At 46.5% G+C, this 26,836-nt stretch carries 28 protein-coding genes; all 28 read right to left on the reverse strand.

All coding sequences use genetic code 11. From position 1 onward, the window contains the following. The 28 genes from acsV to ACZMB2_RS00785 all read right to left on the reverse strand — a co-directional run bounded on the left by acsV (position 1) and on the right by ACZMB2_RS00785 (position 26,795). Complete coding sequence (gene acsV / locus ACZMB2_RS00650) at positions 1-1,932, reverse strand: corrinoid activation/regeneration protein AcsV (RefSeq protein WP_487595055.1); 1,932 nt, start codon at positions 1,930-1,932, stop codon at positions 1-3. A gap of 102 nt (positions 1,933-2,034) precedes the next feature. After that, a complete protein-coding gene (gene acsE, locus ACZMB2_RS00655; RefSeq protein WP_118769953.1) occupies positions 2,035-2,820 on the reverse strand; it encodes a carbon monoxide dehydrogenase/acetyl-CoA synthase methytransferase subunit in 786 nt (261 codons plus the stop codon). Positions 2,821-2,884: 64 nt separating this feature from the next. After that, entirely contained in the window at positions 2,885-4,231 is a 1,347-nt protein-coding gene (gene acsC / locus ACZMB2_RS00660) for an acetyl-CoA decarbonylase/synthase complex subunit gamma (RefSeq protein WP_308459306.1), read from the reverse strand. Positions 4,232-4,256: 25 nt separating this feature from the next. Continuing rightward, positions 4,257-5,198, reverse strand: a complete 942-nt coding sequence (gene acsD / locus ACZMB2_RS00665; protein ID WP_118769951.1) for an acetyl-CoA decarbonylase/synthase complex subunit delta — start codon at positions 5,196-5,198, stop codon at positions 4,257-4,259. Positions 5,199-5,535: 337 nt separating this feature from the next. Next, positions 5,536-7,665, reverse strand: a complete 2,130-nt coding sequence (gene acsB, locus ACZMB2_RS00670) for an acetyl-CoA decarbonylase/synthase complex subunit alpha/beta (protein ID WP_487595056.1) — start codon at positions 7,663-7,665, stop codon at positions 5,536-5,538. 19 nt (positions 7,666-7,684) lie between these two features. After that, a complete protein-coding gene (locus ACZMB2_RS00675) occupies positions 7,685-8,452 on the reverse strand; it encodes an ATP-binding protein (RefSeq protein WP_118769949.1) in 768 nt (255 codons plus the stop codon). Positions 8,453-8,496: 44 nt separating this feature from the next. Next, positions 8,497-10,389, reverse strand: a complete 1,893-nt coding sequence (cooS, locus tag ACZMB2_RS00680) for an anaerobic carbon-monoxide dehydrogenase catalytic subunit (protein WP_487595057.1) — start codon at positions 10,387-10,389, stop codon at positions 8,497-8,499. A gap of 25 nt (positions 10,390-10,414) precedes the next feature. Next, positions 10,415-11,185, reverse strand: a complete 771-nt coding sequence (locus tag ACZMB2_RS00685) for an ATP-binding protein (RefSeq protein WP_118769947.1) — start codon at positions 11,183-11,185, stop codon at positions 10,415-10,417. Positions 11,186-11,220: 35 nt separating this feature from the next. After that, positions 11,221-12,153 (reverse strand): methylenetetrahydrofolate reductase, encoded by a 933-nt coding sequence (locus tag ACZMB2_RS00690; protein ID WP_118769946.1) that lies wholly within the window; start codon positions 12,151-12,153, stop codon positions 11,221-11,223. 59 nt (positions 12,154-12,212) lie between these two features. Then, a complete protein-coding gene (locus ACZMB2_RS00695; protein WP_487595058.1) occupies positions 12,213-12,407 on the reverse strand; it encodes a CooT family nickel-binding protein in 195 nt (64 codons plus the stop codon). Between the two features lie 16 nt (positions 12,408-12,423). Next, positions 12,424-12,807 (reverse strand): DUF8180 domain-containing protein, encoded by a 384-nt coding sequence (locus ACZMB2_RS00700; protein ID WP_487595059.1) that lies wholly within the window; start codon positions 12,805-12,807, stop codon positions 12,424-12,426. 291 nt (positions 12,808-13,098) lie between these two features. Then, positions 13,099-13,710 (reverse strand): histidine phosphatase family protein, encoded by a 612-nt coding sequence (locus ACZMB2_RS00705; protein ID WP_487595060.1) that lies wholly within the window; start codon positions 13,708-13,710, stop codon positions 13,099-13,101. Positions 13,711-13,732: 22 nt separating this feature from the next. Then, complete coding sequence (locus tag ACZMB2_RS00710; protein ID WP_487595061.1) at positions 13,733-14,158, reverse strand: Fur family transcriptional regulator; 426 nt, start codon at positions 14,156-14,158, stop codon at positions 13,733-13,735. Positions 14,159-14,177: 19 nt separating this feature from the next. Continuing rightward, positions 14,178-15,032: a putative manganese transporter gene (locus ACZMB2_RS00715; RefSeq protein WP_487595062.1), complete on the reverse strand. Its 855-nt coding sequence runs from the start codon at positions 15,030-15,032 to the stop codon at positions 14,178-14,180. 181 nt (positions 15,033-15,213) lie between these two features. Beyond that, on the reverse strand, positions 15,214-15,417 hold the full coding sequence (locus tag ACZMB2_RS00720) for an alpha/beta-type small acid-soluble spore protein (RefSeq protein WP_487595063.1): 204 nt from the start codon (positions 15,415-15,417) through the stop codon (positions 15,214-15,216). Between the two features lie 148 nt (positions 15,418-15,565). Continuing rightward, positions 15,566-17,623, reverse strand: a complete 2,058-nt coding sequence (gene recG, locus ACZMB2_RS00725; protein WP_487595064.1) for an ATP-dependent DNA helicase RecG — start codon at positions 17,621-17,623, stop codon at positions 15,566-15,568. Further along, positions 17,620-18,111, reverse strand: a complete 492-nt coding sequence (coaD, locus tag ACZMB2_RS00730; RefSeq protein WP_487595065.1) for a pantetheine-phosphate adenylyltransferase — start codon at positions 18,109-18,111, stop codon at positions 17,620-17,622. The genes recG and coaD overlap by 4 nt, the downstream gene beginning before the upstream one ends. 5 nt (positions 18,112-18,116) lie before the next feature. Next, positions 18,117-18,671, reverse strand: coding sequence for a 16S rRNA (guanine(966)-N(2))-methyltransferase RsmD (rsmD, locus tag ACZMB2_RS00735; protein WP_487595066.1), 555 nt, complete (start codon positions 18,669-18,671; stop codon positions 18,117-18,119). Beyond that, positions 18,668-19,912, reverse strand: a complete 1,245-nt coding sequence (locus ACZMB2_RS00740; RefSeq protein WP_487595067.1) for a glutamate-5-semialdehyde dehydrogenase — start codon at positions 19,910-19,912, stop codon at positions 18,668-18,670. The genes rsmD and ACZMB2_RS00740 overlap by 4 nt, the downstream gene beginning before the upstream one ends. Further along, positions 19,913-20,485: a 5-formyltetrahydrofolate cyclo-ligase gene (locus ACZMB2_RS00745; RefSeq protein ID WP_487595068.1), complete on the reverse strand. Its 573-nt coding sequence runs from the start codon at positions 20,483-20,485 to the stop codon at positions 19,913-19,915. Then, positions 20,457-20,687, reverse strand: coding sequence for a DUF896 domain-containing protein (locus ACZMB2_RS00750; protein WP_487595069.1), 231 nt, complete (start codon positions 20,685-20,687; stop codon positions 20,457-20,459). The genes ACZMB2_RS00745 and ACZMB2_RS00750 overlap by 29 nt, the downstream gene beginning before the upstream one ends. Before the next feature lie 17 nt (positions 20,688-20,704). Further along, on the reverse strand, positions 20,705-21,595 hold the full coding sequence (gene proB / locus ACZMB2_RS00755; RefSeq protein ID WP_487595070.1) for a glutamate 5-kinase: 891 nt from the start codon (positions 21,593-21,595) through the stop codon (positions 20,705-20,707). A 71-nt stretch (positions 21,596-21,666) separates the two neighbouring features. Beyond that, positions 21,667-22,071 (reverse strand): hypothetical protein, encoded by a 405-nt coding sequence (locus ACZMB2_RS00760; RefSeq protein ID WP_487595071.1) that lies wholly within the window; start codon positions 22,069-22,071, stop codon positions 21,667-21,669. Positions 22,072-22,136: 65 nt separating this feature from the next. After that, positions 22,137-23,798 (reverse strand): putative polysaccharide biosynthesis protein, encoded by a 1,662-nt coding sequence (locus tag ACZMB2_RS00765; RefSeq protein WP_487595072.1) that lies wholly within the window; start codon positions 23,796-23,798, stop codon positions 22,137-22,139. A gap of 15 nt (positions 23,799-23,813) precedes the next feature. Beyond that, positions 23,814-24,311 carry an rRNA maturation RNase YbeY gene (ybeY, locus tag ACZMB2_RS00770; protein ID WP_487595073.1) on the reverse strand — a complete coding sequence of 166 codons (498 nt, stop codon included), beginning with the start codon at positions 24,309-24,311 and terminating at the stop codon, positions 23,814-23,816. Next, positions 24,265-25,299 carry a PhoH family protein gene (locus ACZMB2_RS00775; protein WP_487595074.1) on the reverse strand — a complete coding sequence of 345 codons (1,035 nt, stop codon included), beginning with the start codon at positions 25,297-25,299 and terminating at the stop codon, positions 24,265-24,267. Before ACZMB2_RS00775 ends, ybeY begins: the two co-directional genes overlap by 47 nt. Beyond that, positions 25,300-26,541 (reverse strand): sporulation protein YqfD, encoded by a 1,242-nt coding sequence (gene yqfD / locus ACZMB2_RS00780; protein ID WP_487595075.1) that lies wholly within the window; start codon positions 26,539-26,541, stop codon positions 25,300-25,302. After that, a complete protein-coding gene (locus ACZMB2_RS00785; protein ID WP_487595076.1) occupies positions 26,535-26,795 on the reverse strand; it encodes a YabP/YqfC family sporulation protein in 261 nt (86 codons plus the stop codon). The genes yqfD and ACZMB2_RS00785 overlap by 7 nt, the downstream gene beginning before the upstream one ends. Between the last annotated feature and the right edge of the window lie 41 nt (positions 26,796-26,836).

A 26,836-nucleotide genomic window follows, 5' to 3' on the forward strand; every position in this document is an offset into this window, starting at 1 on the left:
TTAAATCTCCTCCTGTTTTACGCTGGGGAACAGCGCAGTATTCGTATGAGGAATAAAGCATGCAGCCACAAATTCATCCATGTAGCTCGGATCCGTGCTCAGCTCCATATAGGTAATGTTGTGAGCAAGGTCATGCACTTTCTGTTCTGCTTCTGTGGAAAGGGTTATATTGTAGGCACCGGTCAGAGAAGAGTTTCCAATGTAATGGAACTTGTCGATCTCTACATCCGGGAACATACCGATGGTCACGGCATTTCTCATATTAATACCGCTTCCGATGCCACCTGCTACATATACATTTTCAATCATGGACACATCAAAGTCCAGAGAACGAAGCATTGTACAGATTGCAGAGAAAATGGCTCCCTTTGCACGGATGAAATTATCAATATCTACTTCATTGATTTCTACATCTTTATGACCGGCTGCATCCTCTTTGAATGCCAGCACATAGCTTCCGATTCCGTAATGATCATGGCGGACACGGTCACCCTCCCGGACGAACTTTCCTTTCGGGCTGATGATGCCGCAGCGGAACAGCTCTGCGATCACGTCAATGATACCAGAACCACATAATCCCACCGGTTTTTGTCCTTCTTTTCCGATCACGGAGAAAGTCGGTTCCATAGTCTTTGCATCAATAGAACATGCTTCAATGGCTCCATCTGTTGCACGCATACCGCAGCTGATATCACCACCTTCAAAGGCCGGTCCTGCAGAACATGCACAGCTCATCATAAAATCAGAGTTGCCAAATACGATCTCACCGTTGGTTCCAAGGTCAATAAACAGGTTGAATTCCGGTTTATTCCAAATCATGCTGACCAATGTACCAGCCGTAATATCTCCTCCTACATAGCTTCCAATATTCGGAGCAATGATGACCTTTGCATTGGGATGTACATCCAGTCTCAGGTCATAGGCACTGACATCTTCTGTCTCAAAGAAATCCGGAATGTACGGTTCCATACGAAGCGGATCTGCATTCACGCCAAGGAGCAGATGGTTCATGGTCGTATTGGAAGCAACACACAGATGATATATCTGACTTCCCTGAATGCCTGCAGCGCGGCACATATTATGAAGCATTGGATTCAGAGTCTCATCAATGATGGCTTTCTGAAGTTTTGCTTCTCCACCGGTTTTTCTGGATTCAATAATGCGGTTGATTACATCAGCTCCGAAACGGATCTGTCCGTTTCCTGCAGATGCCTTCGCCAGAATCTTCCCGTCTCTCAGGTCAAGAATCACAGCTGATACGGTAGTCGTACCAATATCGATGGCGGCTCCGCAGATTCTCTCCTCCGTAACAGGCACTACGTCATAAACGAGAACACTGTGATGAAGTTTCTTCAGTACTACATTCACATGGAACTCATTGTCCCGAAGCGCATCCGGCAGTTTCTTCAATACATGATAAGTTAATTTTACACTCTCTATTCCCGTGGCTGCCTCTATGGCCCAGGACAGCCGTTCATTATCCGGCATGGTATCCTCCAGTGACGGTGCCGTCATCTGAAGTTCCACAACCGAGAAATCATTTTCAAAAGTAATTCCTGCATCTGCAACATCCTGTTTTGCCCGGTCAAAGATGGCAACTTCCTCCGGTGAACTTAAATCAGCCACTTTCATGCGGCTCTTATAGGCAGATGCAATGTCCGGTACCAGCACCTCCACGTCGCCGGTCACCTTGCTGCAGCAGGAAAGTCTCCATCCTTCTGCATAGTCTTCGTCCGTAATATGTCTTGTCTGGACACTGTCCAGTTCTCCACTGATGAATTTTACCCGGCATTTACCGCAGGAACCGTTGCCTGAACAAGGTGCATCAATGGCCACATTCGCTTTCCGAGCCACCTCCAACAGGTTCTCTCCGGCTGTCACTGCTACTTTTGTGGCAGTTCCATCTTCATATCGAAATATAACATTCGGCATAATCTTTTTCTCCATAAACTGGGTTTTCAGGTTTTGTATTTTCCCATATAGCACAATACTGCCAGTGAAAACACTGACAGTATTGCAAAATCGCTCTGATTATTAGATCTCCAGATAGGAATCTGCGTACAGAGTGTTGTTCTTAATAATATCACAGGATTTGATGGTCTCCATAAGACGAAGATCATTCGGGTTAACGATTGCGGAAGTCAGACCACACATCATAGCCATAGCTACCATAGCGGAGTCCATAATCGGACGGATGTGTTTCGGCATACCGTTGGAGTTGTTGGACAGACCACCGGTAGTGTTCAGACCCATATCGCTGAACATCTTGATTGCCTCAAGAACCTGCATCTGTTTGTCCTGCATTCCTTTGATAACCAGGAATAACGGGTCAAACCACATGTCCTCTGCTTCCATACCATGCTCCATACCTCTTTCAAGAAGCATCTGGCAATATCCCATACGCTCGTCGTTGTCTTTTGCGATTCCTTCGCCGTTGCAGAGAGCGATAACGATTGCATCGTTTGCTGCAGCCAGATCGATGTTCTCAATTCTTCCTGCTGCGTCTGCAGAGTTTACGATCGGTTTTCCTTTGGAACGATTGTAAACAGAGATACCAGCCTCGATAGCTGCTTTGTTGGAAGTATCCAGTGCCAGCGGAACGTTGTCGAACTCGCCCTGCAGTAACTGAACTGCCCATTTCATCAGATCCTCACCATAGGACTCAGCCGGTCCGATGTTTACGTCAAGATAGGTAGCACCTGCATCCAGCTGCTGTTTTGCTCTTTTCAGAATCGGCTCCGGATCTCTCTCAAGAAAAGCCTTGTTGACTGCCGGAGCAGTAGTGGAAAGTCTTTCACCAATCGTAATGAATTTTGCCATGGTAGTAATCTCCTTTGATTATATTATTTGCGGCTGCCGGTTAAAACCGGCAGTCGTATCTATTCTAGATTTCGCCGTTTGCTTTCATATCCTTCAGGAATTTTACAAGCTGTACAGCTTCGTTCGGAGCTACGATAATCTCCCAACCCGGAAGTTTTGCTTCCAGATCACCCTTTAAGACTGCTACCTTACCCGGGATAACCAGTTTTCTGCATTTGATCTTCGGCTCTACGTTCTCAATGATGAATTTAGAGATAGAAGTAGAGGAGAATTTACCTGCAGCCCAGGAAGTCAGTACAGAAAGTCCGCCTGCATCGTTGATAACCAGGTTACACGGAACACCGGAACGCTCCAGCTCACCGGATACAACGAAGTATGTAAGTGCGAAGTCAACGGTAGTCAGAACTACGGAGTTCTCATCTCCGCCATTCAGCGGATAGATACCCGGCTCAACCTTCATCGGCTTCTGCGGATCGGTGTATACGTTCTGTCTTAAACCATACAGCGGAAGTGCCTCTGCGTAGTTCATGGTATCCATAACGATGATGGAACCATATTTCAGAACAAACAGGGAAGCCAGTGCAGTCTGCATAGCCTCATCTGCCGGAGCAAGCTTAGCCAGATTTACCAGGGACGGATATCCACAGGTTCTGTCCGGGTTCTTGTCCAGACATGCGCGTCTTACCTGAACGGTATTAGCGAAGGTTTCTTTGATCGTTGCACCGGTCGTATTCAGAACCAGCTCTTTATATCCAAGTTTCTCAATAGCTGCGGTAGTATCATACAGCTCGTCCAGAGATGCTCCGGATACACCCAGAACAGCACCTGCTGCTTTTGCTACTTCAACCATCTCAGCGTAGTTGGAAGCGTTTGCTCCATCAAGGATCGGTTTCTCAGCTTTGCATACTTCCAGAGCTGCTTTTGCTGCTTCTGCATCAGCGCACTCCAGAACGATGGTTTTGCCGATACCGGTCACATGTTTTACCGTCTCAGCGTAAGCGGCTGCATCTCCGGTATACTCAACGAATACCATCTCTGCATGCATTCTCTCACCGATACGGTCATAGTCAACTTTGTTAACTGCTGCAAGTACAGCATCTGCATCCATATCCGGAGTGATGCGTACAGCGAATCTAGGTTTGCTAACATAGGTTTTCTCATGTCTGAACAGTACAGTCTCACCACCAAGGGTGTACTCTGCGTCGCCGGTACCAACTTTGATGGATTTCATAGGCGGTGCAGTTGCCTCAGACAGAGTTGCAAGAGCTTCTGCGGACATATGCGGACATTTGGAAATGTCTACAGCACCCTGAGCAACCTTCATGGAAAATGCCATACAGGTCGGGCTTCCGCACTCTTTACAGTTTGTTTTTGGTGTCATTTTAAAGATATCTAAGCCTTTTAATGCCATTGTCTTATTTCCCTCCTTACCACAATTACATCAGTTCTTTGATCATTTTGGAGATGGTGGCAACGGTAACCGGATGTTTCACGATTACAGCATTGGAACCACAAGCCAGTACGGAAGCGGCTGTGGAAACTTCCATATCGATACCACGCTGCTCAACCGGACCCCACTCAGGCATATCTTCTTCAGAAGCCATAGCCTCTTTTACGTTCCATGCTTCCTCTGCTACCGGAGTAATGATCGGCATCTGTAACTGTGCGTCGTTCTGGGAAAGTGCTGCAGCTTTTACACGGTCCATCGTAGAAACTACGTACTCAAAACCGTATCCAACTGCTGCGGTACCTACGTTCATAACAATGTTTGCCGGCTGTACACCCAGCTGGGTAATCAGCACGTTCAGCTGTTTTGCAAGGTTGATATCTACTGCAGACTCAGCGCCGACTTTCTGATTGTAAGCCAGACCTGCTGCTGCACCGATACCTTTGTAATCTTCCTCTCTTGCGGACAGGATGATGACATTTTTGCCCTGAGCTACATCAGCAGCTTTGGACAGAAGCTCAGTATCTTTTGCTACATTCTTGCATCCCTCGATTACAAGCGGTACATCGATGGCGTCAATGACCTCTTTTACGATCTCCATGCATTCTTCTGTAGATTTGTTTGCTCCGTTCGGATCAGCTCCGATCAGTCTCAGACATACGAAATCTGCACCTGGCATCTCAGATGCTTTCTTAGCGATCTCGCCCATGGTGCTGCATCCAGCATAGTATGCTTTTACACCTTCCGGCTCGTTGTCCAGACCGAGGTCTGTGATCATAACACCAACTTTCGGTGCGTTCTCAATCGGTGCATCAAATGTATAGAAAGGTAATACATTCTCGCCGCCAATTTTGATTGCTTTCTCGCCGCAGCCTACTTCAACTGCATTGATGGAAGCGTTGAATTTTCCTGATTTTCCATTGAATGGCATTGGTAATTCTCCTCCTCAAAAAAATATATCACACAAATACTATATTATACCATAAAATCCCTTTTCGTAAAGAGTTTTATGCATTCCAAAAGGGCAACCCTGCTATGCAGGGTGCCCGGGTATTTTTAAACTTAGACTCCAGAATCCACTATTGCACATCTGGTTCCTTAAGCTCCAGAATCACATCTGCGCTCTGCGCATCCGGTTCCTTAGGCTCCAGAATCACGTCTGCGCTCTGCGCATCCGTCACAGCTCACGCTGTGCAATCGATTCTGTCGCTAAATGCTCGGTAAAATCAAATACTCGCTGCGCTCGTGCTTGATTTTCTTCCTCGCATTTACATCATCGGGTCCATGCCGAGTGCCGGATGGCCTTTCTCGGTCAGGAACTCAAGCAGTGCTTCCGGATCAGTTGCGATGGTCTCATCACCGATCATATCGCAGAAGTTCTCAATTCCGTACAGTTCCTGTGCGGTCTTGTTTACTCTCTCAGCAACCTGCTCTTTCAGCTCTTTCGGCATCCATACGATACGCTCGATACCACCCTCGGCCTTCATGAACTTCTTGGAAGAAATGAAGTGTTTTCCATGTCCCATGAATCCAGGAGTCTGAACTCCACCACCGGTCATGGATGCCAGCTCACCGAAGGTCATTCCCAGAGGAGTCATTCCAGTGTACTCACGGTTGGTAATGATAACACCGTTGGAGAACGGCTCGATACCACAGATACACTCGAAGCATCCACAGGATGTCATCGGGTCTTCCATGATGGAGTACAGAGTAACGTGCTCCAGAGCACCCTGTGAGAATTTAGCAACTGCTTCATCAACATCCTCATAACGTCCAAGGTTCTCATCGATAACTCTCTCTTTGGTGATTACCTGACACGGTCCCTGCGGATCCAGCTCGTTGGTTGCTTTTGCATCCAGCCATGAAACAGCACCGCAAAGTCCAAGTCTCTCCGGAGTTACTACACATACATGGCTCGGGGAGAATGCCTGGCACATGATACAGCTGTAGTATACCGGTACGGATTCGTCTGTCAGAGAAGTCAGACGCTCGTCACGACGATCATATGCCGGGATAGCCAGCTCATGACGAAGTCTGGTACACTCTGCTTCATCAGTTACGATGGTAACTGCACATTTATCTACTACTGCGTCAAACTCGTTCTTAATGTTTGCGTACAGAACCTCTGCAAGGTCTTTTGCACGGAAACCAGCCTCGAAGGTAGATTTACTGATACGGATACGGATCATATCACGCTGTCCGGTATGCATAACACCCTCTACACAGTTTACATAGCTGTGGAATTTACGCTCAAATACCGGCTCGAAGTCGGACTGCATATTCTTTCCGGCTACGTCTACGATGTAAGCGATCTGCTGTTTGCTTCCTACTTCCATCTGATCGAAATCCGGTCCGATAAGAGTGAACTTGTGATCCTCAACCTCGCTTGCATCTTTGGTGCAAACCAGCTCGAAGCAGTCTTTTCTGGAACCGTCGAACTCAACCTGCATATCACCTTTACGGATGATCTCGCCCTCGAATGCGGATGCGAAGGATACCGGGATATCAATCTTGGTAATCTTAATCTTAATGTCACGTGCCTCAAGAGAGGTAGCATTGAATTTGGATACGTCTTCCTGAACAATCAGGCTCTTCGGTACACGGAAGATATTCTCGGTCTCGTTGGTAACTACCGGGAAACCAAGTGCGATAGCGCCTGCACCGCAAGCTACTACTACGTCATCCAGTGGTTTGAATGCGTTTACAAATGCCGGTACACGATCCATGGTGTATTTCATCAGAGCGCCTGCATCACCCGGTGTTACGTTACCGAAGATCAGAGCTGCACGAAGTGCTACGGATACAACATGGATTACGGAAGTCACATCTTTACCAAGCGGTACGATACGAAGTGCATATCCCATCTTCAGGCCTGCTTCTACACACTGATCGATCACATCACCAACCAGAGTTACCAGAATACCCTGTGCCTGATAGCTCTTAACAAGCTCTACTGCTTCTTCGTTGCTCGGAGCTTTTCCAAGAATAACTGCTACACCCGGGATATCTCCGGTTACCAGCGGTACACCAAGCTCACGGATAATGGCATCTGCCAGATGTCCGTAGTACGGCTCTGCATACGGTTCTGCTCCGTTAATATATTTCAGAACCTCGATGAACTCTGCACAAAGTGCAGTAGCAACACCGCTCATGAACGCATCATTCAGTTTCTGCTCTCTGGTCATGAGAGTTTTTACAACGCCGAGAGCTTCTTTTAATTCTCCAAGATTAGCAACCTTGGTTCCGGTTACTGCATAGTAGCACGGAAGGCTGTATGCGGTATGCGGAAAAGATACCGCCTGATCTGCGCCGTACTGCGCAATTGCATTGTCGATGGCAGCTTCAGTCAAACCATAAACTGCATCATTTCCGCTGAATACTCTATCAAAAAGTGTCACGGTATTATACCTCCAAAATTTATTTTGACTCATCGAGAATCGCTTTGATTTTCCGAATCTCATCTGTCGCGGACTGACTTACATCATAGGGAGCTTTTCCCTGACGATCCGCGTCAATTACCTCTGTATTATAATGAATGAATCCCAGTAAATCCTCTGCCGGAATCTTGGAACGAACGAACTCCTCGTCCTCAGCGCTTCGGACTTTATTTGCGACTACGCGCACCTGACGGATTCCCAGATCTGCTGCCAGACGTTTTACATTCTTATAGGTCTGAACGCTTCTGGCTCCCGGCTCAATCACAACGATGAACTGCTCCATGGATTCACAGGTACCTCTGCCCAGATGCTCCAGACCGGCCTCCATATCCATGATTACTACATCTTTGCTTCTCAGCATCAGGTGGCTGATGATTCTTCTCAGCATCACATGCTCCGGGCAGACGCACCCGCCGCCGCCGGTTTCCACCGTGCCCAGCAGCAGGAGCTTCACGCCATTATAGGTTTTGCTGTATGTATCAGGAATATCATCCACCTTCGGGTTCAGTTTATACATCTGATTATCCGGTCCGGCTCCTGTACGCTCCTCCACCAGTTTTCTCATCTTACTGATGGGGATAATGGAGTCCAGCACCTCTTCCGGAAATCCAAGCGCCAGTCCCAGATTGGCATCCGGGTCTACGTCAGCTGCCAGAACGGTGCGTCCCTCTTCCGCATATAATCTCGCAAGTGTGGCCGCAAAGGTCGTCTTTCCAACGCCGCCTTTTCCGGTAATTGCTATCTTCAATGTCTTTCCCTCCGGTCTTATATCAATTTACTTTCTTATCCGGATTAGATTCCGATTGCGGTTCTCTTCTCTTCGATACGCTCGATCATCTTGTCACACAGCTTATCGATATCAGTTTCAACTGTGTAAGCAGCCTCTACCCAATCACGAACGCCATTGGTCAGCCACTCACCCATCTCGCTGGAACCGGATACATAAGGATCAACGCCAAGGAAGGTATCAATACCGGTTGCTACTACGTAGTTACCGATGGAAACTGCCTTCTCAGACATCCACTCCGGAGCACATCCAACTACCGGCAGCTGGGAAATCTTAAGACCGGAGTCTTTTGCCAGCTCAGCTACCAGAATCATCATACGGCTGATATCTACACAGGAGCCCATATGAAGTACAGGCGGGATATCTGCCAGCTCACATACACGTTTCAAGCCAGCGCCGCAGAGATCTTTTGCAGCTTTGTCCATCAGACCTGCTTTTGCAGCAGCCTGTGCGGAACATCCGGAAGCTACAACTACGATATCGTTAGCAATGAGTTTTTTCATCATTTCAATATGTGCGGTATCAGGACGAACCTTCGGGTTATTACATCCTACCATTGCAACTGCACCACGGATAACACCGGAAGTAACACACTCAAGAAGCGGTTTGGTGGTTCCGGTTACATCTACCTGGCTGTTAGTAACACCGTCAAGTACTTTTACAAGAGCTTCCAGAGAGTAACCAACGGTTGCTTTCTGTTTCATATCCGGAATGTATACCAGCTCCGGTTTACGGTTCTTGAAGTTCTCGCATGCAGTCTTAACGATCTGTTTTGCCTTCTCTGCTGCGGTTCCTACATCAAAACGGATGTAATCGGAATCCGGCATCTGAGCGATCGGAGAAGTGGTGATGAACTTGGTGTGGAAACATTTACTCAGAGGTCCAAGTGCCGGGAAAATACACTGAACGTCTACTACGATAGCCTCACATGCTCCTGTCAGGACTACGTTCTCCTGCTGCAGGAAGTTACCAGCCATCGGAATACCACGACGCATTGCTACCTCGTTGGAAGTACAGCAGACACCAGATACGGTGATGCCCTTAGCGCCCATGCTCTTTGCATAAGCGATCATCTCCGGATCGTCTGCATATTCACAGACCATCTCAGACAGTGACGGATCATGTCCGTGTACTACGATGTTTACGTTCTCAGCGTTCATAACGCCAAGGTTTGCCTCAGTATCAATCGGCTTCGGAGTTCCGAACAGTACGTCAGAGAACTCGGTACCACACATGGAACCGCCCCATCCATCAGCAAGACCTGCTCTTAAGGACTGACGAACCAGTGCTTCCGGTTTGGATGAACATCCCATATGGGTCATATGTAAGGAAGTAGCAACCTCACGGTCAATTGCCCGCGGCTCGATTTCAGCATCATGCCACAGCTTCTGGGTATGCTCCGGTGCTCTCTTCAGCCATCTCTGAACGCCGAACGGTTTACCATACTCCATCAGAGCCAGCTCTGCCATCTCATGTGCCAGATCGTAGATATCTTTTCCTTCGGTCTCTACGCCCCACTCTTTTGCGATACGGATCAGTTTATCAGGATCTTTTACTTTGTAAGCGCCGTTCGGATCAGCTGCGTAGAGAGTATGGCAGATCTCACGTCCGTGATCAGAGTGAGTAGCTGCACCACCTGCAGTGAATTTCAGGTAGTTACGTCCTACGATACCATGAGCATCGCATCCGCAGATTCCTCTCGGAGCCTTCGGGGTAATACGGCACGGTCCCATTGCACAGATACGGCAGCAGATACCCTGCTCACCAAATTTACAATGCGGAGTCTGATTCTTTACACGAATCTGCCATGCATCAGCACCGACTTTCGCGCCGGTCTCGAGCAGCCGGTTGGTAGCTGCTTCCATTTCTTCGACTGTGGTTAATTTAAAGTCTCCCATATAAATCTCCTTTATAGTCAGGCTTTTAAAGCCCAAGACCTTCTAAAATATGATACAATTCCTGTCTGACAGGATTATCTGCCGGAAGTTGCGTTGTAGGAGTTCCGGCACTGTCATAGTCAAATACACCTTCATCCTGGGGAACCACTCCCAGAAGTTCGAGATTCTGTTTCTCGATTTCCTCGCGGACACCGTCATTGATAACTCCGCCCGGAGCGCGGTTTACGATCAGACCGACTTTCTTCGGCTTCAGTCCGCACTCAGGAATCAGACGTGCAATGCGTCCTACTGCCTGAATTCCTCTGCGTGAACAGTCGCTGACCAGAATTACAGCATCTACACCCGGAAGAATTCCTCTGCTGATATGTTCCATACCAGCCTCATTGTCTACCACGATGTACTTGTAATTCTGGGCACGCTTTCCGACCTGAGCCGACAGCAGACCATTTACAAAGCAATAGCATCCTTTTCCCTGTGTATGACCCATGACCAGCAGATCGTAGTCATCTTCTTCTACCAATGCGGAATCAAACTTAAACTCGGTATAATCCTGCTTGGACATTCCTTTCGGAATCGGGCTGTCATCAGAAACTTCCGCTTTTGAAAGCTCGTCTCGGATATCTCCCAGCGTCATTTCCACATCCACACCCAGAACTTCATTCAGATTGGAATTTGCATCGGCATCAACTGCCAGAATCGGGCCTTCCTTCTTATCAGCCAAATATTGAATCATCATACCGGTCAGTGTGGTTTTGCCCACACCACCTTTTCCTGCCACTGCAATTGTATATGGCATATTGTCATCTCCTAAATCTGTCTATTGTCTTTTTCTTAAACGAGAGTGCAAAGTCCGGACTCGTCGATGATGCGGGATACATCTTTCCACTTGTTCAGAGCATACAGATGGATTCCGTTTACGCCCATTGCACGATACTCATCAATCTGTCTGATGGTATACTGGATACCTTCCTCTTTGAACTCTTCGACTTTCTTATCATAGAACATGTCGAACGGTTTTCCGTCTGCATCTTTTGCTGCGAACGGATTCGGGAACAGCCAGTGTCTGGAAATCATTCTGCAAAGCTCGCTGTCCATCACACAGCCATTACGGGAAAGCGCCATGTTGATGGTGGCTCCCATATCAAGGATCGGCATAACCCCCACGTCTACCGGCATGGTAATACCTGCCTCGCGGATTGCATCCAGCCAGTATCTGAACTGCTCCATATCCCAGCAAAGCTGAGTCATGATGTAGTCAGCACCATTGTCCTGCTTCTGTTTCAGAACTGCAATGTCTGCATCCAGGCTGCGGCATGCAATGTGTCCCTCCGGAGATCCTGCTACTGCGATCTCAAATTTGTCGCCGTAAGTATCACGAACAAATTTTACAAGGTCCGTTGCATAATTAAAGTCACCACAAGTCGTGGTCTCACCCAGCGGAATATCTCCACGGAGTGCCAGCATATGATCAACACCTTCTGCAAGATACTGATCCAGCTGCTCTTTGATACCCTCTTTGGTATTTTTGATAACCGTAAAGTGGGTAACCGGTGTGGTACCTGCTTTTTTGATCATCTGGCATACTTCTCTGTTGGCGCCGACGTTTCCTCCGCCTGCACCGTAAGTACAGGAGATGTATGCCGGTTTGTACTTCATCAGATGATCGATGGTACCAGGCAGATTCTCCATTCCTTTCTCTGTCTTCGGCGGGAAGAGTTCGAAAGAAAGAAGAGTCTTCTCTCTCAGTGCCTGTGAGATTTTCATAGTTACATACCTCCACATCTTATCTAAATTGTAACCTACAAAAAAACTACCAAACTGAATTAATCTTCGATGCAGTTAATCTTTACTGTAGAGTTCGCCAGATCCACCATAACGATGGTTCCCTCTACTTCGATCTCTGCACCCATAATGTCTCTGATGCGGATCGTTGTTCCATCCACATCCATCCGGCTGGCATTCTTGATCAGAATGCTTTCACCTTCTTTTTTCTTTCCATATACAGTTGCAAGACACATCTTAAAGTCAACCTCCTTACTGTACCAGGGAAAGAGCGATGGAAAGTCTCATATTTCCTTTTTCGAAATCTTCAACGCCCTTCTCAATCTGAAGCGCTGCATCATCCTTGCCCTGCTCTCTTAAATGCTTTGCAATGGCTGCAAGCTCCTGAGCATGATGGCGGTTATGGTCAAGCATGTATGCAAGTACTGCTGTATCCTCATCTTTCGGCTGTTCACCGTGATGATGGCCACATCCGCATTCTCCGTGTGTATGATCATGCTGATGCTCTCCCTCATGTGCATGTGCATGAGTGTGCGTTACTCCATCATGAGTATGCTCATGGCTGTGCTCGTGCTCATGATCATGTCCGCCGCATCCACATCCGCAATGGCTGTGTTCTTCGTTTGTCATATGCATCTTATATCTATCCTCCTTTTAACGATGAGTAAATCAATTCGTTATTTTTTTAACATTTTAAAAGCATAAATATCCTACTTTTGAATATCTGAAACTATTATATCCCCTGATAGGGGTTTTTGCAAGGGATTTCATTTATTTTTAACAAACAGCTCTCCTCTTCACACAGATTTCATGTAGTTTTTGACCAATCAGAATTATTTTCGTTATCTTTTTGACAAATAAATCTATTCTTGTGAATTTTCTAACAATTAGTCATATAAAACAGCAGGCATTTCTGCCCGCTGTTTGCTAATAGTAGATTTTATTTTCAAAAACAATTTCAAATTGCCCGTGCTCAGCATGAAGAAGCGTCACACCACAGTTCTTATGTACTGGTCCGCCCCAGAAATCTTCAATAGGCAGCTTTAGCAGTCCGGACAGAATTCCGCGAATAGCCGAACCATGGGAGGATAATAAAAATGTCATCTGCTCATTGGCCGGATCATGAATCAGATTTCTTACAAAAGAAGATGTTCGCTCTCTCATATGACTGATGCTCTCTCCATTGGGCGCCGTCTCGTAGTGGGCAGGATCCTCAAAAAACTTGCGGAATCCAGGAACCGGGATATCATAAGTCTCCGGTTTATAATGATGGCCTTCGTAATCGCCAAAACTGATTTCTTTTAACTCTTCCTTTACCACCAGATCGATGGGGCGGTTTCCCCTGATAATCTCCGCTGTCTTCTTCGCACGGATAAGAGGACTGGTATAAATCCGGTCAAAGGGAACATCCTTCAATCCTTCCGCTGTCTTTTCCGCCAGTTCAATCCCATAGGCATTTAACGGAATATCCGTCACACCCTGCAGCTTCTTTTCTTTATTCCAGTCTGTCTCTCCATGCCGGATCAGATAGATGTCCATAGTTTCTTTTTCTCCTTTGTTCTTACACTCTCTGCATTTTTTCACGGCAGTCCCTGCAGGTTCCATACAGGATGGAATTCCTGCACTGGAGCTGAAACCCATGATCTTCCCGGATATGCTCTGAGATTTCTTTCATAAACGCACAATCCAGGTGAATAATCTTGCCACAGCAAGTACATTTTAGATGCAGATGGCCTTCACACCCCTGCCCCTGTTCCACATACTGATAAGCTGCCTGTCCACCCTGTTCTGAAGCATAGCGAATCACTGTACCGTCCTTTTCCAGTTTATCAAGATACCGGTACACCGTGGTAATATTCACTTCGCTCTCCATCTGCCGCAACTGTTCTCCAATCTGCGCTGCTGTCACAGTACAGTCTTTACTTGCTTTTAAAATCTCCAGTATTTTTCTGCGGCTGGATGTCGCATAATGATTTTCTCCTGCCATTGATTCCATCCCCTTTTTATCAGAATACCACCTGAAGCATCTCTATGGCAAGCCCCCACAGAACACCGGACCCATAAAGCATACCCACAATCCGCAAAATATCTTTTTTATCATGATCAAGCCGCAGCAATACCAGAATGCCGACACCTGCATTTACCAGGAGTCCGGCCATCATAGGTCCGGATGTGATGACACCTGACAAATACAGTTCTGTGATTACTACAGAAGATGCACAATTAGGAATCAATCCTACCAGCGCCGCCAGAAGTTCGCTTACCACCGGAAGCTCTGTAAAAATCATCGCCAATGTCTCTTCTCCAACCAGTCCAATGATTAGATTCAATGCAAAGGAAATCAGTATGATATAGAAAAAAACCTCCAATGTATGATGAAGGGCTGCCATTACCAGATGTCCATGACAGTCTTTCTCCTTTTCATGATCATGGTGGTGATGATGTCTGTCTTCCAGATGCCCTCGATGATCTTTCATAAACATGTCGATGAGCAGACCGGTTATTATGGCAATTCCCACTTTTACCGCCAGAATCCGCAAAATCCGTGGAAGGCTTACTGCTGAAGAAATAAGAATCGGCAGCATTTCATCAGATGTCGACAAATAAATAGCCATAAGTGTTCCCATCGTAATAACTCTTCCTGCATATAATCCGGAAGCCGCTGCTGAAAATCCGCACTGTGGAATGATTCCAAATAATGCACCCCAGACAGGACCGCTCCTTCTGGCTGCTCCGATTCTGACTCTTCCTGCCTCTCCTGTTCGGTGCTCCAGAAATTCCATCAATAAATACGTAAAGAACAAAAAAGGCAATAACCTCAGACCATCCAGCAATGTATCCAATATCACATCCAGTAACATGTTTTCTCCTCTTAATATAAGTACCGTTGCATTTTTTGCACCTTATGTGCATTTGCAACTCATTTGCATTTTATTGCATTTATTATAGCCATTACGGAAGTTTTGTCAAGTACAGGATTTCCATTCAAAAAAGAAAACGGTACAGCCTTATGCCATACCGCTTCCCTGTTCTTTTCATATTTTATTTGCCGGACATCTGACGTTCCTGGGCCTCAATCATCTTTTTTACCATATAACCTCCGACTGAACCATTCTGTCTGGAAGTCAGGTCTCCGTTATAACCGTCTGTCAGCGGAACACCAATCTCGCTGGCCACCTCATATTTGAAACGGTCCAGTGCCCCTTTTGCCTCCGGTACTGCTGCTTTATTTGTAGATCCTGCCATAATAAACTCCTCCTTACTGCAAAGCATTTTTTGATTTGTAACTGCCGCTTCGCAATTTGTTGTTGTTTGTTACGATGTTAGTATGTGCAGGATCAGATCAAATACACTGTCAATCGTTTCAAAATCTGACAAAATCAGCATTTTTCAACTACAGACTTAAGCTTTCTGCACTTCGGCTCATATAACCTTTCAGCCGTTCTTTTAATCTTTCATATTCTGGCCGTTCCAGTTCCGGATCTTCCTTAAGAATCTTTCCCGCTGCCTCGCTGGCCTGCTCCAGCACTTTTGCATCCTGAAATACGTCTCCCATCTTAAATTCCAGAATACCACTCTGCCGGATACCAAAGAGATCGCCCGGTCCGCGAAGCTTCAGATCCTCGCTGGCAATGAAAAAACCGTCATTGGATTTATTCAGTACTTCCAGACGTTTCTTTGTCTCTTTTCCTTTGCTGCCGCTCATAAAAATACAGTAGGACTGAGCTTTTCCTCTTCCCACGCGGCCTCGCAGCTGATGAAGCTGGGCCAGACCAAAACGTTCCGCATTCTCCACCATCATCACCGTGGCATTCGGCACATTGATCCCCACCTCAATCACTGTGGTGGATACCAGAATCTGAATCTGTCCCTCTGCAAATGCTTCCATGATTTCATTTTTTTCTTTCGGCTTCATCTTACCGTGCAGACAGGCAATAGAAAATCCAGGCATCAGATTCTTCAGCCTTTCTGTGTAATCCGTTACATTTTCCAGTTCCAGTTCATCACTTTCCTCCACCATGGGACAGATAATGTAAATCTGATGGCCAGCTACCGCTTCTTTTTCCATAAAGCGGTAAGCATTGGAGCGATAAGACTCATCCACCACACAATTTTTAATTGGAAGACGATTTGCTGGCATCTCATCCACCACGGAAATATCAAGGTCACCATATACAATCATAGCCAACGTCCGGGGAATCGGTGTCGCACTCATAACCAACACATGAGGTGTTACCCCTTTTTCTGCCAGCATCTCCCTCTGACGCACACCAAACCGATGCTGCTCGTCGGTCACCACCAGCCCCAACTTTTGATATTCCACATCATCCTGGATCAATGCATGGGTTCCAATCACAATCTGTGCCGTTCCCGATGCAATCTCCTCTCTTGCCAGACGCTTTTCCTTGGCCGTCATAGAACCGGTCAGAAGAATCGGTCGGAGTGGAATATGATGTGCTTTCAGAATTTCACGCACCGATTGATAGTGCTGTTTGGCAAGCACCTCCGTTGGCACCATAAGCGCTCCCTGATAGCCATTGCATCCTGCCATAATAAGAGCAAGCACCGCAAGAATGGTCTTACCGGAACCTACATCTCCCTGAACCAGCCGGCTCATGACTTTCTTCCCGGTCATATCCGCTACGATTTCCCGCCAGACTCTCTTCTGCGCGCCTGTCAGATCATAAGGAAGAGATTCCATCAGACGGCTGGTCTCCGACACCTCCACCATAGGGACCTGACTGACCAACTGTTCCTGATGTTCTTTGAGTCTGCGGACTCCCAGAACAAACAGCAAAAATTCATCAAATACAATTCGATTGCGGGCACGACGCATGACTTCTTCATTTTTCGGGAAATGAATCTGCCGCACTGCATCCCATTCCGATTCCAGTCCGTAGGATTCCACTATTTCTTTTGGCAAATATTCCGTCAGCGCCACCTGACCGCCTTCCAACACCTGCCGCACCGCCTTCATGACCATCTTCTCTGTCAGCCCGGTCGTCAGCGGATATTTGGGCTGCATCACGTGAAGAAGCCTGTCATAGTCCGACAGTGTATAGTGTTCCGGTTGTTGCATCCGGCATTGTCCATTCCGAACTGCCACTGTCCCTCTGAAAATATACTGCCCGCCTTTTTGAAAATAATTCCGCAAAAAGGGCATGTTAAACCAGGTCGCCTGTACTGCGGCTTCCCCCACCTGCAGCTGGGCACTGAAAATCTGATAGTGTTTAAATCGCTTCACAGGGGAAACCGACTGCACCCAGGCATGGACTGCATATTTCCCGCAATCTTCCATTTCATCCACTTCAACTGGAGACTCATAAGTCTCATAGGCCCGGGGATAATACCGCAAGAGGTCTTCAATATTAAAAATTCCTGCTTTTGCAAAGGGAACTGACGTTTTTTCGCCAATTCCCTTTAATTCTTTCACAGAAGATTTCAGATTCATTTTGCTTTTCTTTCTTTTACTCGTTCACGTACCTTCTCCACCACTGGTTCCGGTACAAATTCACTGATATCACCGTCAAAGAAGGCGACTTCTTTCACCGTGCTGGAACTTAAATAGGCATATTCCAGACTGGTAGCTAAAAACATAGTATCCACATGGGGGTTCATTTTCCGGTTCGTTTGCGCCATCTGAAGCTCATAGTCAAAATCTGAGATTGCCCGAAGGCCTCTCACTACCACAGTGGAATCCGTGTGTCTTGCAAAATCCACCAGAAGCCCGGAGAAGGCCATCACTTTCACATTCGGAATATCCTTCGTTACTTCCCGGAGCATCTCTACGCGTTCCTCCGCGGTAAACAGCGGCGTCTTTCCACCATTGTTCAGCACTCCTACAATCAGTTCGTTGACTGTCCTGGACGCCCTTCTGATAATATCAAGATGTCCTAAAGTAACCGGGTCAAAACTTCCCGGATAAATCGCTCGTATCATATTGTTTAATCCTTTTTCTGCATGAACACATGCTGATTTGTCTTATATTTTTTTTCTTTATATACGTGATATCCAAGACCTTCCAGATAGGAAAAATCCGTATCCAGAGATGCCTCGACCACGATTACCGTATATTCATCTGCCAGCGTGCTGTGAACAAGATATTCCAGCACCTGCTCTTCCAATCCCTGATCATAAGGCGGATCCATGAAAATCACATCGAAGGGCTTCTGTCCTTCCATCCGGTGAAGGGCCGTCAGCACATCACACTTCTGGATTTCCGCCCTCTCCATGGTCTTTGTGAAAATCAGATTTTCTCTGATACACTCTGCCGCTTTGGCATTCTGCTCTACCAGCACCGCATAAGCCGCACCTCTGCTCAAGGCTTCAATCGCAATGGCTCCGCTTCCACTGAACAGATCCAGGAAACGGCAGTCCGGAATATCCGTCTGCAGAACATTGAATAACGTCTCCTTGGTCTTATCTGTCGTCGGTCTGGTATCCATCCCTTTTATGGTTTTTAACGGCATACTGCGCGCTGTACCTGCTATTACTCTCATCGAATCTGTCCATTTCCATATATAATATATTTTCCGGATGTCAGTGCATCCAGTCCCATGGGACCTCTGGCATGGAGTTTCTGGGTACTGATACCGATCTCTGCACCGAATCCAAATTCAAATCCATCCGTAAAACGGGTGGAGGCATTCACATAAACTGCCGCTGCGTCAATCTCATTTAAAAATTTCTGCGCATTGGCGTAATCCTTCGTCACAATTGCCTCGGAATGTCCCGTATTATAACGGTTAATATGGGCAATTGCCTCATCAATATTTTTTACAGTCTTTACTGAAAGAATGTAGTCCAGATATTCCCGTCCCCAGTCTTCCTCTGTAGCCGGAACCAGACCTTCTGCTGCGCTGCATGCTTTTTCATCTCCACGCATCTCCACCTGCTTTTCATCCAGCCGTTTTTTCAACTGCGGCAGAAATGCATCCACAATCTTCTCATGGATCACAAGAGACTCACAGGCATTGCATACACCGATTCTCTGGGTTTTGGCATTGAAAATAATATCAATGGCCATATCAAAATCCGCACTCTCATCCACAAAAATATGGCAGTTTCCCGTACCGGTCTCGATGACCGGAATACGGCTGTTCTCCACTACGGTACGGATGAGTCCTGCACCGCCTCGGGGAATCAGCACATCCACATACTGGTTCATTTTCATGAATTCCTGCACGGTCTCACGGCGGGTATCTTCAATCAGCTGTACCGCATCTTCCGGGATTTTCACATCCGTCAGCGCTGCGCGGATCACCTTCGTGATCGCACTGTTGGAGAAAAATGCGTCACTTCCGCCGCGGAGAATCACCACATTTCCTGCCTTAAAGCAGAGGGCAAAGGCGTCTGCCGTTACGTTTGGTCTGGATTCATAGATCATACCGATAACGCCAAGGGGTACTTTCTTCCATCCAATGCTCAGTCCGTTGGGACGCTGTTTCATGGAAGTAACTTCCCCTACCGGATCTGGCAGCGCTGCCACCTGACGAATCCCTTCTGCCATACCTTCGATCCGGTTGTCATCCAGCATCAGGCGGTCAATCATCCCCTGGGCCATCCCATTTGCAGTGGCTTTCTCCACGTCTTTTACATTTTCTGCCAGAACAAAAGCTTTCTCTTCCAATAGTTTTTCTGCCACATGAAGCAATGCTTCATTTTTCTGGTTGGTACCCATAATCCGAAGTACCGGTTCTGCGGCTTTTGCACTTTTTCCAATCTCTTCCAGGGTCTTCATCTATTTTCCCTCCGGTCTTATCATCCGTGTTTCTGTCACAATCATCTGCGGCAGAATATCATGTGCTTCAAAAGGCACCTCCGGGAATACCTGAAATTCAAATGCCAGTGCAATATGTACCAATCCCGGATGCTTTTCCAGATAGCGGTCATAGTAACCACCGCCATAGCCAACCCGATGGCAGTGTTCATCAAATGCCACACCCGGCATCAGCATGAGGCCTTCTTCCTCTTTACAGAGAGGACAGCTCTTCTTCGGTTCCATAATACCAAAGCTTCCCGACTCCAGATCATCCATTCCTTCTATATAATAGTAATGCATGATTCCGTCTCCATCCACGCGGGGAGCTGCCACTTTCTTTCCATCTTTCCATGCCTGCTCCATCAGAAGACGGGTCTCCACTTCCCGTTTGGCATCCACATAAGCCAGCAAGAGTGCTGTATTTTTATAGGCTTCCAGTTCCACGAAAGTCTTCTTAATCTTCAGACTGTTTTCATGAAGGGTTTCCGGCAAAGCCTCTGCACGACGGCGTTTTACTTCCTGCCTAATTTCCTTTTTTTGATCCGTTGTCATATTTTTCACCCAGATTTACAATACGGCCATCATGTTCCAGAATATCAATATTATTCAGCTGGCCCTTCAGGTTCTTTCTGACCGCAGCCAGAAATTCCTGCCGGAGCAGCTGCTGTTCTTTCTTCTCTGTCGCTGTAAGACCTTCTGCTTTTGACTTTCTTGCCAGTTCATTGATTCGTTGAATCTTGCTGTCATCTATCATATGTTTTTCGCTCCTCCTTATACCGACGGCTCATCCAGATAGTCGATGAGATAAAAATCTTCCGTCCGATTTTCTTTGAACAGGGTACCAATCTGTTCCCCATCTACAATCTGATGAATCACTCCCATATCTGCCCCGTTGGCAATGACCATATCCGCACCCGCAGAAGTAGCAAGCTTTGCCGCCTTCAGTTTTGTGGACATACCGCCGGTTCCCACGTCACTGGCAGAACCTTTTCCCATCTGTTCAAAATGATGATCCACATGCTCTACATAATCGATAAACTTCGCATCCGGATTCTTGTTGGGGTCATCCGTAAACAGTCCGTCGATGTCTGACAGAAGAATCAGAAGATCTGCCTGAGTCAGTGCCGCTACCACTGCTGACAGGGTATCGTTATCACCGAACTGAATCTCATAAGTAGAAATGGTATCATTTTCATTTACAATCGGGATTACTCCCATGGACAACAGGGTCTCAAATGTGTTTCTGGCATTCAGACGATTCTCCCCATTTACCAGCGTATTCTTAGTCATCAAGATCTGTGATGCCACCTGATTGTATTCCATAAAAAGTTTCTGATAAATCATCATAAGACGTGCCTGTCCAATAGACGCGCAGGCCTGCTTGATGGAAAGCTTCGTAGGACGTTCTTTCATGCCGATGGTCTTACGGCCAACTGCAATCGCTCCCGAACTTACCAAAATCACTTCCTTGCCTCTGTTATGCAGATCCGTCAGTTCCCGCACCAGTTTTTCCAGTGTGATCAGATCCGTAGATCCAGTCTCTTGGTGGGTCAGTGAGGATGTACCTACCTTAATTACAATACGTTTCTTGTCTTTGAGTTTCTCTCTTAATGCTGCACTATCCATTGGTTCACATTCTCTCTGTCGGTATTCCACGTCCATCGCGGACTTTTGTCTTTTTTGCGAGGACGTGCTTATCATTAATTTACAACATCTTTCCGTCTGTGACAATCCTAACTTGTATAATTTTCTAAGAAATTATAGAGTTCTTCTTCATTTCGGAGGTATTTTCCCTTCCGGATTTCCTCTCTCGTTTCTTCCGGCAGCACATCCATAATCACATCCGTATATTCATAGATGGTGCGTTCCGGCAGTTGATAAACCGCCACATAATTATTGTGATCCACCAGCACATATTCATAACTTTCTTCTGCTGTTTCGTTCCTATCTTCTGCTTTCAAAATTACTGTTTTGTCCAATTCCTCTGGGCGAGAGGGTTCCGTCTCTACCAGTTCCACTCCTTTCTGTTCCTTTTGGGGTATCGAAGATCTCTGAACAGATAGGAACACCCCTATGAAAATTACCGCTGCTGCCACAGCCGCTACGGCCAGACAAATCCGACATGTTTTCCCAGACATAGCAAAACCTCCTTTTTCCATGTAGTATGAACTGGAAAAAAGAGGTTTATACATGCAAATCTTTTTTACATCAAATGAAGTTTCTTCGCAAACGATACTAGAGTTCTTCCTTTGGGAAAACCTAAAAGTTCCTCTTCGCTTAAACCTTTCAAAAGCAAAAGCGCCACGGCATAGATAACAACCGCTGCCATACAGGCTACCAGTGTTGCTGCGGCATTGCTCTTCAGCACCAGCATCATTCCTTTGTGAACTCCAAATGCTGCAACACCCATAATGGCAGAAGCAGCTGTCGGAATCAAAAAGGTACGCACCACTTCCTGACGATACCGCATATACTTTGCAATGGATCTGGAGTTCAACACACACATGAGGAAAGCGAAGAAAATATTCGCCCATACCACTGCGTGAATATTCATATTAGGACCCATCACCATAAATACCAACAATACTACATGAAGCGCCAGCGAGATCGCCGCATGGATAACCGGAAGGCGCATCTTGTCCATTCCCTGCAAAATACCATTGGTCAATGTAGACATTCCATATAAAACAACGGAAATGCTTCCTGTCTGCAGCAATAATGCAGACAACTTCAGATGGTCTTTTGCACCAAACAAAAGCTGCAGAATCGGTTCCGCCAGCACGGAAAGTCCCACTGCACAGGGAATACAAATGATCATAACAAAACGAATGGCGTTTTCCGTCTTCTTCCGCATTTCTCTCCGGTCTTTTGCCACCCGCGCACGGGTCAATACTGGAATGGTGGAGGATGCCATGGCAGAAGCTACTGCAATGGGAACATTTGTCAGCAGCTTGTATTCTCCGCTGTAAATACCCCACAATTCGTCGATCTTCATGCTTTCATAATTTTTAAATACCATCAGGTGTTTGAAAATTCCCTGGTCGATAATACCGCTTAAGTTGTAAACAGCCGTACTCAAAATAACCGGCATAATCGTCAGAAACAGCATATAATAAATATCGGCTGTAGACTCTTCATTTCCACTGCGGTCTGAAACCATCTTCCGTTTCATAAAACGACGGTATGCCAGGATCAAAAACACCAACAGGAGCAAACCGCTTAACGCTCCAAGTCCTGTGCCCAGCGTACTTCCGGCTGCACCATAAGCGTAGGCCGCTGTCTCCGTTCCAAGGAGTGTGTCCAGTTTCTGCCCATAATGGAATAATGCCCATGCAGCTCCAATACTGACAGCTGCATTGACAACCTGCTCCACAATCTGAGAAACCGCCGTAGGAACCATCGTTCCCAGTCCCTGGAAATAACCACGTAAACACCCCATAATGGCTACCACAAGAATCGTCGGTGCCAGCACCTGCAGCGCCAGTCTGCTCTCCGGCGTATTTACCAGCACATCGCTGAAAAAACCTGCTCCAAAGAAGATGAGCAGTGCACCGATACCACCTGACACCATGGCAAACAGAAGCGTACACTTAAAAATCTTATATGCCGCCTTTACCTGTCCAGCTGCCATTCGCGCAGACACTAATTTCGATACTGCCAGTGGGAGACTGAAAGAAGAAATCAGCAGCACCATGGAATATACCTCATAGGCTGCTGAATAATAGCTGTTTCCCACCGGACCAAGAATTCTTGTCACAGGTATCCGGTACACCATTCCGATGATTCTCACCAGAATGGAAGCTGCAGCCAGAATTCCTCCCTGCACAATATAATTGGATTTTTTCTTATGATTTCCGGTACTCATTTGTTCTTGTATCCTCTATCTTGTAATGTTCAGATGCTCCAGCACACGGGACTGTCTGGATTCCATATCGGCCGCCTCTTCTTCCGTCATATGGTCATAACCCAGCAAGTGTAACATACTGTGAGCAATAAGAAAAGCATATTCTCTTCTCACACCATGTCCATATTTTTCTGCCTGCTCCTTTACCTTGTCAAGAGAGATCACTATGTCTCCAAGAAGCAGTTCGCCGGAATCCGGATCAAAGCAGTCCACCTCATGTTCTTCTGCCCAGGAAAAATCAGCTGGAGTCTCATATTCCACCTGCGGAAAAGACAATACATCCGTTGGACGGTCTACTTCCCGGTATTCCCGGTTCATTCTATGAATTTCCTCATCGGAAGTGAGCAGAAGATTTACCTCTGCCTCATAGGGGCAGCCTTCTTCCTCCAGTACCTGATTGATGACCATCTTTGCAGTTTCTTCATATTCAAGACCTAGCTCCAGGTCGTACTCTTTTTCCAGATTTAACGTCATGATTCTCTTTGTAGCTCTCCTTTCTTTTTGCTGTTTTCTTCTCATATTCCTCATAGGCGGTAACGATCTTCTGTACCAGCGGATGACGTACTACATCGCGACTGGTCAATCTGCAGAAACTGATGCCTTCGACTTTTCCCAACACCTTCTCGGCCACTTCCAGACCAGATTTTACATCCGGGGCCAGGTCTTTCTGGGTCTCATCTCCGGTGATAACTACCTTGGAACCAAATCCCACACGGGTTAAAAACATCTTCATCTGTGCCTGGGTCGTATTCTGTGCTTCGTCCAGAATGATAAAAGCATTGTCCAAAGTACGTCCTCTCATATAAGCCAGCGGTGCTACTTCGATGAGTCCTTTTTCCATATTCTTTTGAAAACTTTCTGCACCCATAATCTGATAAAGTGCATCATAAAGCGGTCGAAGGTACGGATCTACCTTGCTCTGCAAATCGCCAGGAAGAAATCCCAGTTTCTCTCCTGCCTCAATGGCCGGGCGGGTTAGAATGATCCGCTCCACTTCGTTTGTTTTAAATGCGGTGATTGCCATGGCCATCGCAAGATACGTCTTGCCGGTTCCTGCAGGTCCGATACCAAAAGTAATCATATCCTTTCGGATGGCATCCACATAATTTTTCTGTCCCAGTGTCTTTGGTTTGATAGATTTTCCGCTGATGGTATGACAGATCATGTCATTGTCAATATCCAGAAGCGCCCCCGATTTTTCTTCCATAGCCAGGGATAATGCATAATCCACGTTCTGCTCAGTGATCTGGTTTCCTCTTCTGGAAAGTTCCAAAAGCTCATTCAATACTTTTTCTGCCTGGCTCACCTGGACTTCATTTCCAATCAGCTTTACACCGCCATCTCTTGATACTACGGTTGCACCGGTAGTACGTTCTATTTTCTTCACATAAGCGTCAAACTGTCCGTACACATTCTGTGCATGCTCAGACGGAATGTCTAAAAGATTGTCCTGTAATGTCACTTATACTCTGTTCCCTTCTTCTTCCTGATCATTCTGCTTCTGCAGAACAATCTCCGGGATTTCTTCCCGCACAGATTCCTCCTCTGTCACATAGGTGCCGGAGGCTGTACAGTTTTTCCCATTTATCTCTATCATAACATGATTTTCGATAATTTGAAGTCCTTTTATACGTAATTTTTCAAAAAAGAGCGAAAGCTCTTCCTGTGCCTTTGCTTCCGCCTCTGCTTTCGTATAAACCCTTTCTTCCTTCTGATATTCCCTGATGACGTTTTTTCCAATAGTCACAGGTAAATAAAAATTTTCCGTCGCTTTCAGCTGTATCTCGCTGGTCAGCACTTCTTCCTGTACAAAACTGCATTTTTGTTTTCCGAAATTCAGCCGCCAATTTCCCAGAATCAGATACCAGGACACATGCTTCTGTCCAGTATAATTTTTTTCCTCGTATTCCATGGAAAAGGATCTTGTATAATGTTCCGTCCTCTGCAGCACTATATCCGCATCTGCATGTACATAATAAGTATTCGAAATTTCACCATTGTCATCGGGAATTTCCACTAGGCTGGCTACCAGAAGCTGCCCCTCTTCTACTTCCATGCCCTCCTCCACGGCAGGTGTTCCGCTCCGTACAATCATAGAAACAATTGTGCCGGATTTTTCAGCTACCAGATTCACCGGTTCCTGCGCTTTTGGCTCATCCACTTTCACATCTTCATTTTCTTTTATGTGAACAATGAGCCGGGTTCCCTTTATCTCCGCGGACACCCAGGTAATCTCCGGGAAGTGTTTTCTCAATTTTTCTTCAATCTGTTCTCCATGCACCTGTCGCTTTGCCATGCCATGAACCACCTGTTCCTGCTCCAGATAAGAAAGAATCGTTTGCTCGCTCAACAGTTCATTTCCTTCAACATGAATATTCCAGATAAAGAGAGACATGCCATAGAGAAGTCCTGCTGCCGCCAGAGCTCCCATGGCAAACAGCTTCCTTCTCCGATATCGGTGCAGGATAAAAGGAAGGCCGTGTCTTTCCAGAATCACGACCTTTGTCTTTGTCTTTCTCACCAGTGGACGCAGCTTTCTGAAACCACTGATGCTGATACACATTTCATATTCAGTTTTCCGATTTCGAAGCTCCCACAGCACAATTCCATGCCTTCCGCAGAGATTCAGAAACCGTTCCGGCGAATATCCGGTCACCCGAATGATCAAATAACCTTTTATAAATTTCAGGATGTCTGTCAGCAATATTGAATTTCCCCTATCTGTCCTGATATCTTCATTTCGTCTTCCGTATAATAATCAATATGAAGATGTTCTCCACAGAAGGTCATCTGACAGGTCTTTGTCTGAAGACGGATCCGCTGCTCCGTGTATTCAATAATCCCCCGATAATTTTCCACATAGGCTTCACTCCGGCCGGTCACGGTCAGTACGGCTGCCCCCATGACCAGGTCCTTCGGTAATCCGAACCGGTCCGTAATCTTTTCCCGTAATCCCATGACTACTCCGCTTCCGGCTGTTTGATTATATATATGCAGAA

This window comes from Hominiventricola sp. (genome assembly GCF_057604405.1).

What these genes read in the sequence shown, in the direction of transcription:
- acsV (WP_487595055.1), bottom strand. Translation starts at nt 1,932, where the DNA reads ATGCCGAATGTTATATTTCGATATGAAGATGGAACTGCCACAAAAGTA.
- acsE (WP_118769953.1), bottom strand. Translation starts at nt 2,820, where the DNA reads ATGGCAAAATTCATTACGATTGGTGAAAGACTTTCCACTACTGCTCCG.
- acsC (WP_308459306.1), bottom strand. Translation starts at nt 4,231, where the DNA reads ATGGCATTAAAAGGCTTAGATATCTTTAAAATGACACCAAAAACAAAC.
- acsD (WP_118769951.1), bottom strand. Translation starts at nt 5,198, where the DNA reads ATGCCATTCAATGGAAAATCAGGAAAATTCAACGCTTCCATCAATGCA.
- cooS (WP_487595057.1), bottom strand. Translation starts at nt 10,389, where the DNA reads ATGGGAGACTTTAAATTAACCACAGTCGAAGAAATGGAAGCAGCTACC.
- ACZMB2_RS00685 (WP_118769947.1), bottom strand. Translation starts at nt 11,185, where the DNA reads ATGCCATATACAATTGCAGTGGCAGGAAAAGGTGGTGTGGGCAAAACC.
- ACZMB2_RS00690 (WP_118769946.1), bottom strand. Translation starts at nt 12,153, where the DNA reads ATGAAAATCTCACAGGCACTGAGAGAGAAGACTCTTCTTTCTTTCGAA.
- ACZMB2_RS00695 (WP_487595058.1), bottom strand. Translation starts at nt 12,407, where the DNA reads ATGTGTCTTGCAACTGTATATGGAAAGAAAAAAGAAGGTGAAAGCATT.
- ACZMB2_RS00700 (WP_487595059.1), bottom strand. Translation starts at nt 12,807, where the DNA reads ATGCATATGACAAACGAAGAACACAGCCATTGCGGATGTGGATGCGGC.
- ACZMB2_RS00705 (WP_487595060.1), bottom strand. Translation starts at nt 13,710, where the DNA reads ATGGACATCTATCTGATCCGGCATGGAGAGACAGACTGGAATAAAGAA.
- ACZMB2_RS00710 (WP_487595061.1), bottom strand. Translation starts at nt 14,158, where the DNA reads ATGGCAGGAGAAAATCATTATGCGACATCCAGCCGCAGAAAAATACTG.
- ACZMB2_RS00715 (WP_487595062.1), bottom strand. Translation starts at nt 15,032, where the DNA reads ATGTTACTGGATGTGATATTGGATACATTGCTGGATGGTCTGAGGTTA.
- ACZMB2_RS00720 (WP_487595063.1), bottom strand. Translation starts at nt 15,417, where the DNA reads ATGGCAGGATCTACAAATAAAGCAGCAGTACCGGAGGCAAAAGGGGCA.
- recG (WP_487595064.1), bottom strand. Translation starts at nt 17,623, where the DNA reads ATGAATCTGAAATCTTCTGTGAAAGAATTAAAGGGAATTGGCGAAAAA.
- coaD (WP_487595065.1), bottom strand. Translation starts at nt 18,111, where the DNA reads ATGATACGAGCGATTTATCCGGGAAGTTTTGACCCGGTTACTTTAGGA.
- rsmD (WP_487595066.1), bottom strand. Translation starts at nt 18,671, where the DNA reads ATGAGAGTAATAGCAGGTACAGCGCGCAGTATGCCGTTAAAAACCATA.
- ACZMB2_RS00740 (WP_487595067.1), bottom strand. Translation starts at nt 19,912, where the DNA reads ATGAAGACCCTGGAAGAGATTGGAAAAAGTGCAAAAGCCGCAGAACCG.
- ACZMB2_RS00745 (WP_487595068.1), bottom strand. Translation starts at nt 20,485, where the DNA reads ATGACAACGGATCAAAAAAAGGAAATTAGGCAGGAAGTAAAACGCCGT.
- ACZMB2_RS00750 (WP_487595069.1), bottom strand. Translation starts at nt 20,687, where the DNA reads ATGATAGATGACAGCAAGATTCAACGAATCAATGAACTGGCAAGAAAG.
- proB (WP_487595070.1), bottom strand. Translation starts at nt 21,595, where the DNA reads ATGGACGTGGAATACCGACAGAGAGAATGTGAACCAATGGATAGTGCA.
- ACZMB2_RS00760 (WP_487595071.1), bottom strand. Translation starts at nt 22,071, where the DNA reads ATGTCTGGGAAAACATGTCGGATTTGTCTGGCCGTAGCGGCTGTGGCA.
- ACZMB2_RS00765 (WP_487595072.1), bottom strand. Translation starts at nt 23,798, where the DNA reads ATGAGTACCGGAAATCATAAGAAAAAATCCAATTATATTGTGCAGGGA.
- ybeY (WP_487595073.1), bottom strand. Translation starts at nt 24,311, where the DNA reads ATGACGTTAAATCTGGAAAAAGAGTACGACCTGGAGCTAGGTCTTGAA.
- ACZMB2_RS00785 (WP_487595076.1), bottom strand. Translation starts at nt 26,795, where the DNA reads ATGGGATTACGGGAAAAGATTACGGACCGGTTCGGATTACCGAAGGAC.